This window comes from Sporomusa aerivorans (genome assembly GCF_041428895.1).
GTDB lineage: Bacteria > Bacillota > Negativicutes > Sporomusales > Sporomusaceae > Sporomusa > Sporomusa aerivorans.
Genome location: NZ_CP156926.1, coordinates 4283443 through 4297949, shown reverse-complemented (window position 1 = coordinate 4297949; position 14507 = coordinate 4283443). Strand labels below are relative to the sequence as shown.

Genomic DNA, 14507 nt, shown 5'->3' with positions numbered 1-14507 from the left:
TTTACCTTTCGGCGGTTATTTGGTATAGTATACCAAATAAATGGATAGAGGGTGAGAAGATGTTTGCCAATATGAGACGCAGTGACAGACAAATCAGTAACGAGGACGCAATTCAAATCTTAAAAAAGTGTGAGTTTGGCGTTTTGTCCACTGTTAATAAAGATGATTTTCCTTATGGAGTACCGCTTAGTTATGTATATGCGGACGGTATTATATATTTTCACTGTGCCAACGAAGGGTATAAACTGGATAATATCGCCGCTAACAGCAAAGTGTCCTTTTGTGTTGTGGGCGACAAAAAGACCTTGCCGGAGAAATTCACAACAAGTTATGAAAGTGTAATTGTTTTTGGACAGGTCTCGCTTGTAGAGGGCCGGGAAAAGCAGGAGGCCCTGTTGGCTCTAGTTGAAAAGTACGCGCCTGATTTTATGGAAAAAGGCAAGATATATGCCGGAAAAAGTAGTGAAGCTACTACTGTTATCAAACTTGCTGTTGAACATATGACAGGCAAAGTGCGGCCGCAATAGGAGATCAGACTATGACAGAATTTGAGCTTAAAGCGCAAGTCTGCCAGCTGGGCAGGCGAATGTATGACAGCGGTTTTGTCGCCGCCAATGACGGAAATATTAGTGTCAGACTGAATGAACGGGAGATTCTTACCACGCCAACGGGTGTCAGCAAGGGGTTTATGACACCGGAAATGCTAATTACTGTGGATACCGCCGGCAATGTGCTGACGGCAAACGGAGACTGGCGGCCATCCTCAGAACTTAAAATGCACCTCAAAGTGTACAAAGAGCGGCCGGATGTTACTGCGGTTGTACACGCTCATCCACCTTACGCGACTACTTTTGCGATAGCCCGCAAGCCGCTTAACCAGCCGCTGGTGGCGGAAGCTGTCGTCAGTCTTGGCTGTGTTCCGGTTGCAGCTTATGCTACTCCTTCTACCAGCGAGATACCAGCTTCAATTGAACCATATCTTCAGGATTTTGATGCCGTGCTTTTGGCGAATCATGGTGCGCTGGCCTGGGGCTGCGATCTCGTGACCGCCTATCATAAACTTGAATCAGTGGAATTCTATGCCAAGCTGACGTTTCTGTCGACGCAGCTGGGGCAGCCTGTCGAACTGGCGAAGGAGCAAATTGAAACCTTATATACGATTCGGGAAAAGATGGGCTTAACCGGACGGCATCCGGCAAAACGCTGTGGAGTAAACTGCGATTTACAATGTGGTCGAAATTATCAAAGAAAATGAATCGAATTGTAACGGATTGACTTGACAGTGATTTGGTTTTTTGGGATAATGTATACAAAGCATGGTGTAAATGAGTTTGTTTTTCCGGTAGACTGACAAATAAATACTACACTCAAAGAACAGTGATGACTGGGAGCGGAATACTTGCGTAACCCGTTACAGAGAGCCGGTGGCTGGTGCGAACCGGTGCGGTGCGATTATTCTAAATCACCCACGAACTCCCTGCCCAAAGTGTCTGGAACGCAAGTCTGGTTCAGGCACCGTAAGTCAGGGCGCAGGCTCGGCGTTAACAGAGAAGCCGGTGTTGGCCGGTCATGAGTACAACGCAGGGTGGTACCGCGGAATTTTCCCGCCCCTGCTCATAGGTTTGACCTATGAGCAGGGGCGGTTTCAGTTTCTTTATAGAATTTTCCAGGAAACGGGCTGCACCGGTTTCTTTTCGAAAAGGCTAGCGTAAGCAGTGCGGACAGTGTAAGCAGCTGTCATGTAAAAAAAGTTGAAGGGGTGTTAACGTGCAACAGGCAATTTCGATCATACTGAAGCGGCAGGGAGATTCGCTGGTAAGGCTGACAGGGCTTTTATACAGGCGCGGGTATGTTATTGAGAGTCTTTCTGTCGGCCCGGATACTTGTCAGGGGCAGGTCCGGGTAAAGGCTGTGGTTACAAACAGTCAGGCCGCTCCCCGGCAGCTATATAGTCATGTCTCCAAGCTGGTAGACGTAGTTAAAGTCGAGGCATGCCCTCTGGGAGGTTAAGCGCTATGAAGATGACGGGAAGCAAAATTATCATTGAATGTCTGCTGTCATTGGGGGTAGATACGGTATTTGGCTATCCTGGCGGTCAAATTATGCCATTCTACGATGCTTTATATGATGCGCCGCTGAAACATATTTTAACAGTGCACGAACAGGGGGCCGCCCACGCTGCTGACGGCTATGCCCGCGCCACCGGCCGGGTAGGTGTATGTATTGCCACCTCCGGACCGGGCGCGACAAATCTTGTTACAGGCTTAGCTACCGCCTTTATGGATTCTTCGCCGGTTGTTGCCATTACCGGTCAGGTTCCGACCAATTTGCTGGGACGGGATTCTTTTCAGGAGATTGATATAACCGGGATAACCATGCCTGTGACTAAGCACAATTTTCTTGTGCGCGACATTTCTGTGCTGGCTGAAACCATCAGGCAGGCATTTAGGATAGCTGCCAGTGGCCGCCCGGGACCGGTACTGATAGATGTACCTAAGGATATACTGGTCGGTTTCGCCGATTATTACCCGGAAATAGCTGCCGGGTATTGTGAGCAGCCCATAGAGGAATGTGCATTGGAACAGGACGTTTATGCGGCTGCGTCTTCCCTGACTGTGGCCAAACGTCCGGTCCTGGTAATTGGCGGCGGTGTTAAAGCTGGCAAAGCTGAGCAGTCTGTGCTAAAATTAGCCCAAGCCTGTAAAATGCCGGTCGTCAGCACCCTGATGGGATTAGGCGCTTTCGAGCCGGCTAATAAACAATTTCTTGGCCTGACTGGAATGCATGGGCATAAAGCTGCCAATCTGGCTGTTGCCAATGCCGATGTGATTATAGCGGTAGGTACCCGTTTCAGTGACCGGGTGACCGGAGATCCTAAACGGTACTCAACGGGAAAAATCATCATTCACCTTGATGGTGATATGGCCGAGTTTGATAAAAATATCGCGACTGATATTACTGTTGCCGGTAATTTAAATACATCACTTGAACAAATAGTAAGCTCGCTGCCCCCGCAGGCTGATCTGTCCGAATGGTGGGAAAAGATTGAAGCGTGGCGGCATAGTTATGCTTCTGTTTATACGGAGCAGGTTCTAACGCCTCAATGGATCATGCACCACATGTCCGCAGAAACGATCAATATGCCTGTTACCTGGGTTACCGATGTGGGGCAGCATCAGATGTGGGCTGCCCAGCATCTGCGAATTGCCGGCTCGCGCAGTTGGCTGACATCAGGCGGATTAGGAACAATGGGCTTCGGCGTACCGGCTGCTCTGGGCGCTCAGGCCGGCTGCCCTGATAGAAAAGTTATTCTCATTGCCGGCGACGGCGGTTTTAAAATGACCGCTATGGAATTATACACCATTGTCAATAATCATCTGCCGCTTATTTGTGTGCTGATCAATAACCACTCATTGGGAATGGTGCGACAATGGCAGCGTTTGTTTTTTGACGAGCGCTACTCGGCGACAAGTCTGCCGGGATTCGACTTTGCCGGCTTTGTCCGGGTATGCGGAGCATTGGCCCTGACTGCGGCAACACCGTCAGAATTTAAACAGGCTTTTGCTGAAGCGTTGCTTGCAGGTTTGCCGGCAGTTATTATCGCTGACATTGATCCTGATCTCATGGTCACACCCATGACAGCGCCCGGTCAGCCCATTAACCAGTTCATAGAATAGGATTTATGATAATTTGTAAAACTTTAACGCGCTGTATTTAGGAGGTTTTTTTGTGGCAGATATTGGTTTGACTTTAAACAAGCTGCTGATTTTTCGCAACTTGCTGGGCGATAATGTTGTTAAGGGATTTCAGGCGCTTTATGCGGCCGGGGTCGAGGAGTATGATGAGTATGAACTTGCCGCTGTTTTGCTGGAGTGGGCAGAAGATAATGACATAAGCGGCAATCTGCCGGAAAACTACCTGTTGGGATTAATCGGCAGTGATAGCAATACTTTCAGTAGCGCCGCAGAAATCCGGCATGTGCAGCCGGACTGCAGTCTGGTACAGGCGGTTACCCATGATATTGTAATTCTGAAAAAACTGTTGCAGGCTGGTTTAAGCACCCTGTTTTCCGAGCAGGTACGGGCGATAATTGGAAATTACCGGTCTGCTGGTTGCACTGGCGGGAAAAATTTAAGAAAACTGGAGAATTTAGCTTTGCTCCGGGAATTGTTTTTCGATGATACACACACACCGCTAGAAGTAGCTGAGGCGCTTGGGGCATATTACCGGCGCTATGGCCGTGGCAAGCTGGCCGGCTACGGAGCCTTCAAATGGGACTCTGAACGGCGGGAATTGACTGGGATTGAATTTACCGATCCGGTTCAGCTTAGTGATATTGTCGGCTATGAGTATCAGAAGGCCGAACTTGTCCGCAATACCGAGGCTTTTGTCGATGGTAGGCCGGCCAATAATGTGCTGTTGGTCGGAGCCAGGGGAACAGGCAAATCGTCGTCGGTCAAAGCGGTGGCTAACCGCTATTTTAATGAAGGTCTTAGACTGATTGAAATAGCCAAAAGCGATTTTAAGCAGATCCCGGATATTATGAAAGTCCTCAGGCAATGCGGCAAAAAATTCATATTGTATATTGATGATCTGTCATTTGAAGAATTTGAAGCTGAGTACAAAGTATTAAAGTCGCTTATTGACGGCGGCATGGAGGTGCGTCCTGATAATGTTTTGATCTATGCCACCTCCAACCGGCGCAATCTGATCAAAGAGACCTGGGATGACCGCGGCGGCAACGAACTGCACCGTCAGGATACCCTTAATGAAAAAATATCACTGGCCGACCGTTTCGGTATTACTCTGTTTTTTACTTTGCCTAATCAGGAAGAGTACTTTAGAATTGTTGAAGAAATTGCCAGGAGAAACAGCATCCGCCTGACTAGCGCCGAACTTAGAGCCGAGGCGGTGCGGTGGGAGATGTCTCACTCAGGGCGCTCCGGGCGGATTGCCAAGCAATTTATTGATTATTTGGCGGGCGATATTGCAAATTGACGAATGGGACTTGGCAAAAAGCCAAGTCCTACTTTTTATCCTGACAGAAAGGATAACTTTCCTTCCGGATAAAGGCACATATGCTTGCGTTGTTACTAAAGGCTCGGCCGTAAGCCGTATTTCTTGCATTATCAGCAAGTAAATTTTCAAAAAAGCAGGAATTTTTTGTTTAATGATGAATTATTTAGAAAAAGACTTAATAAAGTATTTAATAAAGTGTTTGCGTTATATGGAGGCAAAATCATGGCAGAGCTTAGATGGAACCCTCTACTATCGACCTGGACAATGGTTGCGGCAAACCGACAGGCAAGGCCTCACTTTCCGAAAGACTGGTGCCCGTTTTGTCCCGGCTCAGGCAAAGTTCCCGATACTTATGAAGTACATAAATACGATAACGACTTTCCCGCCTTATCATTAGCTCCGGCCGAGCCGGAGCTAATGGGGAGCGGTCCCTATCAAAGCAGGCCAAACTATGGCAAATGCGAGGTTATCCTTTATTCGCCGGATCATCAGGCCACTTTGTCTACTCTTGCAGTTGATCATGTAGAGAAGTTAATCAATCTGCTTGCGGATAGATATACCGCTTTAGCTTCAGACCCCCAAATCAAATATGTTTTTCAATTTGAAAACAGGGGGGCAGAAGTGGGCGTTACCATGCCTCATCCCCATGGGCAAATATACGCTTATCCGTTTGTGCCGCAAAAAATTCAAATTGAGCTCGAAAATTGCCGGGATTATTACCGGCAGAAGCAGTGTTGCCTTATCTGCGATATGAATCAGGAGGAGACGGCATTTGCGCAGCGTATTATTGCTGAAAACGACAGCTTTGTTGCTTATTTGCCATTTTTTACCGATTATCCGTATGGCGTGTTTATTGTCAGTAAGGTCCATAAAGGTAATATTACGCAGTTTGATAAAGGGGAACGGCGGGATTTAGCCGCAATGCTGAAAGCTATCACTGGCGCATTTGATAGTTTGTTTAGTAAATTGTTTCCGTACATGATGTGTATTCATCAGACGCCGGTCAATATAAAGGAGTATCAGGACGCCGGCGAGTATTATCATTTTCATATTGAATTTTATCCGCCGCTCAGGGAAGCGGAAAAAATCAAATACTACGCTTCATCGGAGATGGGCGCGTGGGCAGCCTGTAATCCCATGGCTGTCGAACAGACAGCCGTTACGCTCCGGGAAGCGTATGCGCGTTTTGTAAAGGTCAAGGGGGGACACCATGCTTTCTATTGATACTGTACAAACAGCTTTTCAGCAGGAATATGGTATTGATAGCCGCCCGGAATACTGTTTTTTTTCGCCGGGGCGGGTTAATCTGATTGGCGAACACATCGACTATAATGGCGGCTACGTATTTCCCGCGGCGTTGACACTGGGAATTTATGGCGCTGTCAGGCGGCGGCCGGATATGCTTGTTGTTTTAAAATCCGCCAATGCCGCCCTGACAGTAACAGTAGATCTAAGAGCTCCTATTGAGAACTGTGTCCGGGCTGGCTGGGCAAACTATCCCAAAGGCGTGATTAAACACCTGTTAGAAAATGGACATATATTAACTGGCTGTGATATTCTATTCTATGGTAATTTGCCTGATGGTACCGGGCTATCCTCTTCAGCCGCCCTGCTTGTTTTAACAGGTTATATGCTGCGGACGATAAACGGCGAGACCGATATTAACAAGGTCGAACTGGCAAAGGTATGCCAAAGAATAGAAAATCAGTTTATCGGGGTGAATTGCGGCATTATGGATCAGTTTGCAGTGGCGCTAGGCCGGAAGGACTGTGCCATACTGCTTGACTGCCAGACGCTGGCGTATAAGTATATCCCGTTTATGTTGGATAATTATAGCCTGGTAATCATGAACACCAATAAAAAACGTGAAGTGGCAGAGTCTAAATATAATGAACGCCGCAGTGAGTGCGAGCAGGCTCTCATAATTCTTAACCGGCAGAGAAAGATTGAACATCTATGCCAGGCAACGCTCGCCGAAGTTGACAGCTATCTGGACGACCCTGTGCTGCGCCGCCGGGCCAGGCATGTTATAGCGGAAAATACGAGGGTTCTCGGAGCGGTAGATTTGCTTACTCAGAGAGATATTACCGGTTTTGCCGATTTGATGACGCAGTCCCATCGGTCATTACAAGTCGATTATGAAGTTAGCGGACCGGAACTGGATGCCATTGTCGAGGCTGCGTTACAATCTCCGGGCTGCATCGGGTCCCGGATGACAGGCGCCGGTTTTGGCGGCTGCGCCATTGCTCTGGTGGAAACAGTCCGGCTGACAGAGTTTAAAGTGGCGGCAGCTGACAGTTATCAGGTCAGAACCGGCCGGCCGGCAGACTTTTATGTTGCCGGTATAGCTGACGGCGTTAGCAGGGTAGCGGGTTGTGAAAGGTAAATTACATGGAAACGTATAAGGGACTCCAAGCTGTAATTCTGGAAAACGACTGGCTCAGACTAACCGTTTTACCGGATTTAGGAGCCAAGATTGCTTCCTTAATATATAAACCGCAATATTTTGAGGTGTTTTTTCAACCGGCGGACAACCGGTTTCGTGTCAGCCGCTATGCGGCGGATTTTGCGGAGTATGACACGGCCGGGGCCGACGAGATGTTTCCGACAATAGATGCCTGCCTATATCCGTATGATGGTTATGCAGGCACAGTGCTGCCAGACCATGGGGATTTGTGGAGCATTCCCTGGCAGGTGACGGTAACTGGCCAGCAGCAACTGTTTGGTCGGGTTGCCGGACGTTCACTGCCCTATGAGTTCACACGCACGCTTACGCTTAATAAGAGTCAGGTACAGCTTACCTATCGGCTAAAAAACTATGGAGCAAAACCGTTGTACGGCATTTGGGCCTTTCACGGGCTGACAGCCTGCGATGAAAATACGCAAATTATTTTACCGGCGACAGACCGGGTAATTAATGTGCATAACAGCGCTTTGCTGGGAACGGCCGGTACAAGACACCGTTTTCCCGTGACTACGGACCGGGCGGGGCAGAGCTGCCGCCTGGACAGAATTAAAGCCTGGGCGGTTAACACTACTGCGAAGTTTTATACCGACGGCAAAGTAGGGTGCGGGCAAGCGGGGTTAACGTTGAATCAGAACAGGCTTCTCTACCAGTTGTTTTTTCCTAAAGAACATATCCCCTACCTGGGGGTGTGGATAAATCAAGGCGGGTTTAAAGGCGAGTATAATTGTGCGCTTGAACCAAGCAACGGTTTTTACGATTCGCCAGCAACAGCTAAGCAACTGGGGGCATTAGAACCCATACTGCCGGGAGCGGTGCTGGAATGGTTTCTTACTATAAATCTGGAGGCATTACTATGAATATTTTGGTAACAGGCGGTGCGGGCTATATTGGCTCTCATACCGTACGCCTTTTAGAACAACAGACAGGCGGTAGAGTGGTTGTCTACGACAACATGGTTACAGGCCACCGGCATGCTGTAAAAAACAGCATTTTTGTCGAAGGGGACATTTTTGACAGTGCACGCCTGGCTGACACTATCAAGCGTTATGATATTAGTTCTGTTGTTCATTTTGCAGCCTACAGTCTTGTCGGTGTATCCATGGTCAACCCGCGGGAGTATTATCATAATAATGTTGTCGGCACGCTGAATTTACTGGATGTTATGCTGGAAACAGGCGTGAAGAAGCTGGTATTCTCATCGACAGCGGCTGTGTATGGCGAGCCGGAATCCTCGCCCATAACGGAAGATACCGGGAAGAGTCCTACTAATGTTTATGGCCGGACCAAGCTGATTATGGAAAATGCTATGGCCGACTATTCCCGTAGCTATGGCCTCAATTATATTGCCTTGCGTTATTTTAATGCCTGTGGCGCCGATCGAGCCGGTGACATCGGTGAAGATCACCAGCCGGAAACGCACTTAATTCCGTTGGTTTTAAAAGCATGTCTTGGCAAAACCGATAAGCTTAAGATATTTGGCGATGATTATCCGACCAAAGACGGCACCTGCGTCAGGGATTATATTCATGTCAATGATTTGGCCCAGGCCCATCTGCTGGCCCTTAAAGCACTCTACGCAGGTCATGAGTCAGAGGTATACAATCTAGGCAATGGTAACGGTTTTACTGTCCGGGAAATTATCGAGGCGGCTGAAGCGGTGACTGGTCTTACCGCACCCAAGGAAATTGCTCCCCGGCGCGCCGGAGATCCGGCCGTCCTGGTGGCCAGTTCCGAGAAGATAAGGCGGGATTTAAACTGGCAGCCTGAGTATACTGACATTAAAAATATTATTGCAACTGCCTGGAACTGGCACAAGGGAAATCCTGATGGCTTTGCCTGCTGATATGTGCGTTATGCCGGTATTGAGCCCGAATGAAGGGCAGATTCTTAATATTATCAGACGCCATGGCCCGGTATCCAGGGCCGAAATAGCCCGTTCAACCGGACTGACCCCGCCAACAGTCGCTACTATTACCAACAAGCTTATTGATGCGCAGCTTGTTATGGACAATAAGATTGGTGAATCCAGCGGCGGACGGCGTCCTTTGCTTTTAACTGTCAATCCGGCGGCTGGACAGGTAATCATTATACATATTCGTTCTTTTAAAATGATCGGTTATGTAGTGGACGCTGCTTTTGGCGTGCACTTTGAACATACGGTGAGTATCAGGGATTGTAATCAGGCAGCCGTACTGGACTTAATCCAGCAGCTGATAGACGAATGCCGGTATCGGGCTTCCTTGCCGCCGCAGGCTATTGGTGTTGTTGTCCGCGGGCCGGTAAGGGTACGTGAGGGAATATCGGTTTTTGCCCCCAACATTGGCTGGAAGAATGTGCCACTCAAATATATTATTGAAGAAAAAAACCGCTTGCCGGTGTTTGTTGAAAATGATGCCAATATTTTGGCTTATGGCGAGTATTACTTTGGTGAAGCGAAAGATGCCAATAGCCTGGTTTTGCTTAAAGTCGCGCATGGTATCGGCGGCGGTATTATGTTTAACGGGGCCCTCTATCGCGGGATTACCGGCAGTGCCGGTGAAGTCGGCCACACGGTGATTGATATGGCCGGCCCGCTATGCAGCTGCGGCAATAATGGTTGTATGGAGGCCATGGCTTCCGAAACGGCGCTGATCAGGTTGGTTGCAGGCGCTATACAAAATGGACAGTTTTCCATTGTTGACGAGTTGGTAAAAGGAAACTTGGCAGCCATTTCGCCGGAAGACATTTATCAGGCTGCCGACGACGGTGATGCGTTGGCGTTAGAAATGCTAAGCAGGGTTGCCGGTTATCTTGGCATCGGCATTGCCAACCTGGTTAATGTCTTTAATCCTGAGCTTGTCGTTATTAGCGGCGGTCTGGCCAAGGCTAAACGTTATATTGAGAAAAAAGTCTGGGAAACGGTAGACCGCAGGTCTTTTGAGAGTTGCAGCAGTGTGCTGGAAATCCGGTATTCTACCCGGACGAGTGTCATTACTATGAAAGGGTCGGCCGATATGGCTTTTTCCATACTAGCCGCCAAAGCCGCAGAGGCAGGGTAATGCCAGCTTTAACAATATATTGGCAGAATATTTCGGTAGTTATACTATGACACTGGGTAATCGGCATATAATTGCTAATAGTACGGAACACTAGAAATTTGGGATTTGATGTGCCTGGGGTGGTTATAAGGTAGGGGTAGGGGAGAATTATCACTACTTTATAATAAATTTTGCTCAAAAATAAGGGGGTTTTTTAGTGAAGAGGTACATGAAAGGACTCATCGTTTCCACATTGTTTGCCAGCTTGGCTGTTGCCGGCTGCGGCGGGTCTCAGACGACTGCGCCTGCGGGGGACAAGGCTAAAGCGGTTATCGGTGTAGCTATCTACAAATTTGATGATACCTTTATGACCGGTGTGCGTAATGCCATTACCAAATTTGCGGAAGGTAAAGCTCAAGTCGATATTGTAGACAGTCAAAATTCACAACCAGCGCAAAATGATAAAGTTGATCTTTTCATTACTAAAAAAGTAAATGCACTTGCTATTAACCCTGTTGACCGCACTGCGGCCGGAGTAATTATTGATAAGGCTAAGAAAGCCAATATTCCGGTAGTGTTTTTAAATCGTGAACCACTGCCGGAAGATATGAAAAAATGGGATAAGGTTTATTATGTTGGCGCTAAAGCTGAAGAATCAGGCACCATCTCCGGCAAACTGATCGTTGATTACTGGAAAGCGCATCCGGAAATGGACAAAAATAAGGACGGGGTACTGCAATATGTAATGCTTAAAGGCGAACCAGGTCATCAGGATGCCGAACTGCGCACCAAGTTCTCGGTAAAAGCTGTTGAAGATGCCGGTATAAAAGTGGAAAAAGTGGCTGAAGACACCGGCATGTGGGATCGTGTAAAAGGACAGGAAAAAATGGCTGCTTTCCTGGCTGCCAATGGCGATAAAATTGAGGCCGTGTTTGCTAATAATGACGACATGGCATTAGGTGCTATTGAAGCTTTAAAGGCAAAAGGCTACTTTAAGGACGGCAAGTTTATGCCTGTAGTTGGTGTTGACGCTACGGCTCCGGCGCTCAAGGCGCTGGAAGAGGGGACGCTGCTCGGGACGGTATTAAACGATGCCAGCAATCAGGGTAAAGCCACTTTCAATATTGCCAATGCATTGGCGCAGGGCCAGACACCGAATAAGGACAATACCGGCTTTGATATTGTTGACGGTAAATATGTCTGGGTTGCCTACAAAAAGATTACTAAGGATAATATCAACGAAGCCAAATAAGCACTGCTTTTACGGCACTAACAAGGGGGCAGGGTATGACAATACTTTGCCCCTGCATTAAATAGGAAGCCATGGTGGAAGTGAGGCGTTGAGATGACTGAGACTCCAATTTTACTGGAAATGAAAAACATCTCGAAAAAATTTCCCGGGGTAAAAGCTCTGGACGATGTTACCTTACAGGTCCGGGCCGGAAGCGTTCATGCCCTTATGGGGGAGAATGGCGCAGGCAAATCAACGCTGATGAAATGCCTCTTCGGCATATATAAGCCTGGTGCCGGGGATATATTTCTAAATGGTCATAAAGTTGCAATCAACAGTTCGAAAGACGCGCTAAATTCCGGGATTTCCATGATTCATCAAGAACTTCATCCGGTTCCGCACCGTAATGTTATGGAAAACATCTGGCTTGGACGCTTTCCAGTCAAAGGAATCGGACCTTTTCAGTTTATTGATGACAAGAAAATGCTGGCAGACACAAAAGCGTTGTTTCGCGAGCTTGAAATGGATATAAAGCCGACAACCATAGTTGGCAGTATGTCGGTGTCGAAAATTCAGTCTATTGAGATTGCCAAAGCCGTCTCATTCAGTGCAAAAGTCATTGTAATGGACGAACCAACCTCGTCACTTACGGGCAACGAAGTGGAGCAATTGTTTAAAATTATCCGTGACTTAAAGAAACGGGGGGTAGCCGTCATTTATATCTCCCATAAGATGGAGGAAATCCTGGAGATATCTGATGAAGTCACAATTATGCGTGACGGACGAAAAATAGGCACATGGCAGGCCGCCGAGCTGACAACTGACATGATCATTGCCAAAATGGTAGGCCGTGACCTTACGCAGCGATTTCCGGAGCGGAATAACGTGCCGGGAGAGATTGTGTTTAAAGTGGAGAGCATTACCTCCCCGTTACCAAAATCCTTTAAAGAAGTTAGCTTTGATCTCAGAAAGGGGGAGGTGCTAGGTATCGGCGGCCTGGTTGGCGCCCAACGCACTGAACTGATTGAAGCGTTATTCGGTCTGCGGTCATTGGCTGCAGGCAGGTTCTATATTAAACAAAAAGAAGTTAAAATTAATTCTCCTACAGACGCCAAAAAACATAAAATGGCTCTTCTTACGGAGGAGCGACGCGTGACAGGAATATTTCCTGTATTGTCGGTCTTAGAAAATACTTCGATTGCCAAACAAGCCAAATATGAAAACCGCTACTTTCTTCTGGATGATGCACTCCGCCGGCAGGATGCTATGCAAAGTATTCAGAAACTGCGGATAAAAACGCCAACCATCCAGACACAAATGAAAAATTTATCGGGAGGAAATCAACAAAAGGTGCTGCTGGCCAGATGGCTGCTGACAGAACCCGAAATACTACTGCTGGATGAGCCTACTCGCGGGATTGACGTCGGCGCCAAATTTGAGATATACACCATCATCGCTGAATTGGCCAAACAAGGCAAAAGCATTATTATGATTTCATCAGAAATGCCTGAGCTTCTTGGGATGTCAGACCGGATTATGGTTATGCGTGAAGGCCGGGTTACCGGCATTATTGATGGAAAAAATGCCACGGAAGAAGAAATTATGCGTCTGGCAACCCTGCGCAAGGTATAGAAAGGAGGTAGGGCCGTGAATTTTGATGTCAAAAGGATCCAGGACTTTTTTTTGCAACATGCTATTTATATTGTTCTTATTGTCCTAACGATTGCTATCGCAGCGTACGATCCGCGTTTTTTATCTGTTACCACCATCCGTGATATCCTGCTGCAGTCATCAACACGAGCTATTATTGCTTTGGGGGCCGCTTTTGTTTTAATTACCGGCGGTGTGGACCTGTCAACAGGACGGGTTGTTGGCTTGACGGCAGTACTGTCGGCGTCGATGTTACAGGTCGCCGATTATTCCCGCCGGTTCTATCCGGATATGCCTGATTTACCGCTGTGGTTGCCTATCGTGCTTGCGATATTGGCAGGACTCCTGGTGGGGATTATTAACGGTTTCATTGTTGCCAAATTAAGTGTGCCGCCGTTTATTGCGACGCTCGGAACCATGGTTATTGTTTATGGTGTTAATTCTATTTATTTTGACATGAAGCCAAATGAATCGCAGCCGATTGGCGGGCTGAGGGCCGATTTTACCGAGCTGGGTTCAGGGGCGTTTGGCACAGGCACTTATTCGGTTCCTTATATCGTGATTATCGCTATCATCATTTCCTTAATTGTCTGGGTTATTTTTAATAAGACCCGGTTAGGCAAGAATATGTATGCGATTGGCGGTAATGTCAATGCGGCGGTAGTCTCAGGCATTAATGTCGGGTTAAATTTGCTGATACTGTACTCCATTGCCGGTGCTCTGTATGGCCTGGCCGGCGTATTGGAGGCCGCCCGTACCGGCGGGGCGACCAATAATTACGGAAACATGTATGAATTGGACGCTATTGCCGCCTGTGTTGTCGGTGGTGTTTCAACCGCCGGGGGGATTGGTACCGTTCCGGGGATTCTGGCCGGGGTGCTTATTTTCGGTGTAATAAACTATGGCTTAACCTTTATTGGCGTGAATCCATACTGGCAATTAATCATTAAGGGCCTGATTATCGTGGCTGCCGTTGCCTTTGATATCCGTAAATATCTGGCGAAAAAATAATCTTTATCCGGCGACTAACCTTCAGATGGGGCTAAAAACCCTACCTGAAGGTTAGTCTGCTTTATAATTAATCATAACAGGGGCTGCCTATGAGTCTCTTTCTAATTTTTTT

General features: G+C 47.7%; 13 protein-coding genes. All 13 read left to right on the top strand.

Annotation, left to right across the window (positions count from 1 at the left end):
• The first annotated feature begins 59 nt into the window (after window positions 1-59).
• The 13 genes from SATMO3_RS20785 (at window position 60) to mglC (ending at window position 14395) form a co-directional block, all read left to right on the top strand.
• Window positions 60-527 carry a pyridoxamine 5'-phosphate oxidase family protein gene (locus SATMO3_RS20785; RefSeq protein ID WP_371371650.1) on the top strand — a complete coding sequence of 156 codons (468 nt, stop codon included), beginning with the start codon at window positions 60-62 and terminating at the stop codon, window positions 525-527.
• 11 nt (window positions 528-538) lie between these two features.
• A complete protein-coding gene (locus SATMO3_RS20780; RefSeq protein WP_371371648.1) occupies window positions 539-1255 on the top strand; it encodes a class II aldolase/adducin family protein in 717 nt (238 codons plus the stop codon).
• 512 nt (window positions 1256-1767) lie between these two features.
• Complete coding sequence (locus SATMO3_RS20775) at window positions 1768-2010, top strand: ACT domain-containing protein (RefSeq protein ID WP_371371646.1); 243 nt, start codon at window positions 1768-1770, stop codon at window positions 2008-2010.
• Between the two features lie 5 nt (window positions 2011-2015).
• Window positions 2016-3677, top strand: a complete 1662-nt coding sequence (gene ilvB, locus SATMO3_RS20770) for a biosynthetic-type acetolactate synthase large subunit (RefSeq protein WP_371371644.1) — start codon at window positions 2016-2018, stop codon at window positions 3675-3677.
• A gap of 52 nt (window positions 3678-3729) precedes the next feature.
• Window positions 3730-4998 (top strand): ATP-binding protein, encoded by a 1269-nt coding sequence (locus tag SATMO3_RS20765; RefSeq protein ID WP_371371642.1) that lies wholly within the window; start codon window positions 3730-3732, stop codon window positions 4996-4998.
• A 243-nt stretch (window positions 4999-5241) separates the two neighbouring features.
• On the top strand, window positions 5242-6243 hold the full coding sequence (gene galT / locus SATMO3_RS20760) for a galactose-1-phosphate uridylyltransferase (RefSeq protein ID WP_371371640.1): 1002 nt from the start codon (window positions 5242-5244) through the stop codon (window positions 6241-6243).
• Window positions 6230-7405 carry a galactokinase gene (locus SATMO3_RS20755; protein ID WP_371371638.1) on the top strand — a complete coding sequence of 392 codons (1176 nt, stop codon included), beginning with the start codon at window positions 6230-6232 and terminating at the stop codon, window positions 7403-7405. The genes galT and SATMO3_RS20755 overlap by 14 nt, the downstream gene beginning before the upstream one ends.
• A gap of 5 nt (window positions 7406-7410) precedes the next feature.
• The gene (locus SATMO3_RS20750; protein ID WP_371371637.1) at window positions 7411-8343 is read left to right on the top strand and encodes a hypothetical protein; all 933 of its coding nucleotides are present in this window, start codon (window positions 7411-7413) and stop codon (window positions 8341-8343) included.
• The gene (galE, locus tag SATMO3_RS20745) at window positions 8340-9329 is read left to right on the top strand and encodes a UDP-glucose 4-epimerase GalE (protein ID WP_371371636.1); all 990 of its coding nucleotides are present in this window, start codon (window positions 8340-8342) and stop codon (window positions 9327-9329) included. The genes SATMO3_RS20750 and galE overlap by 4 nt, the downstream gene beginning before the upstream one ends.
• The gene (locus SATMO3_RS20740) at window positions 9313-10524 is read left to right on the top strand and encodes an ROK family transcriptional regulator (RefSeq protein WP_371371635.1); all 1212 of its coding nucleotides are present in this window, start codon (window positions 9313-9315) and stop codon (window positions 10522-10524) included. The genes galE and SATMO3_RS20740 overlap by 17 nt, the downstream gene beginning before the upstream one ends.
• 196 nt (window positions 10525-10720) lie before the next feature.
• Entirely contained in the window at window positions 10721-11755 is a 1035-nt protein-coding gene (locus SATMO3_RS20735) for a galactose ABC transporter substrate-binding protein (protein WP_371371634.1), read from the top strand.
• A 93-nt stretch (window positions 11756-11848) separates the two neighbouring features.
• A complete protein-coding gene (locus SATMO3_RS20730; RefSeq protein WP_371371633.1) occupies window positions 11849-13366 on the top strand; it encodes a sugar ABC transporter ATP-binding protein in 1518 nt (505 codons plus the stop codon).
• A gap of 15 nt (window positions 13367-13381) precedes the next feature.
• Window positions 13382-14395, top strand: a complete 1014-nt coding sequence (mglC, locus tag SATMO3_RS20725) for a galactose/methyl galactoside ABC transporter permease MglC (protein WP_371371632.1) — start codon at window positions 13382-13384, stop codon at window positions 14393-14395.
• Window positions 14396-14507 lie beyond the last annotated feature (112 nt).

Excerpts from the sequence above, each read along its gene's own strand:
- galT (WP_371371640.1), top strand. The coding sequence starts at position 5,242 with ATGGCAGAGCTTAGATGGAACCCTCTACTATCGACCTGGACAATGGTT.
- SATMO3_RS20750 (WP_371371637.1), top strand. The coding sequence starts at position 7,411 with ATGGAAACGTATAAGGGACTCCAAGCTGTAATTCTGGAAAACGACTGG.
- galE (WP_371371636.1), top strand. The coding sequence starts at position 8,340 with ATGAATATTTTGGTAACAGGCGGTGCGGGCTATATTGGCTCTCATACC.
- SATMO3_RS20780 (WP_371371648.1), top strand. The coding sequence starts at position 539 with ATGACAGAATTTGAGCTTAAAGCGCAAGTCTGCCAGCTGGGCAGGCGA.
- ilvB (WP_371371644.1), top strand. The coding sequence starts at position 2,016 with ATGAAGATGACGGGAAGCAAAATTATCATTGAATGTCTGCTGTCATTG.
- SATMO3_RS20740 (WP_371371635.1), top strand. The coding sequence starts at position 9,313 with ATGGCTTTGCCTGCTGATATGTGCGTTATGCCGGTATTGAGCCCGAAT.
- SATMO3_RS20755 (WP_371371638.1), top strand. The coding sequence starts at position 6,230 with ATGCTTTCTATTGATACTGTACAAACAGCTTTTCAGCAGGAATATGGT.
- SATMO3_RS20730 (WP_371371633.1), top strand. The coding sequence starts at position 11,849 with ATGACTGAGACTCCAATTTTACTGGAAATGAAAAACATCTCGAAAAAA.
- SATMO3_RS20785 (WP_371371650.1), top strand. The coding sequence starts at position 60 with ATGTTTGCCAATATGAGACGCAGTGACAGACAAATCAGTAACGAGGAC.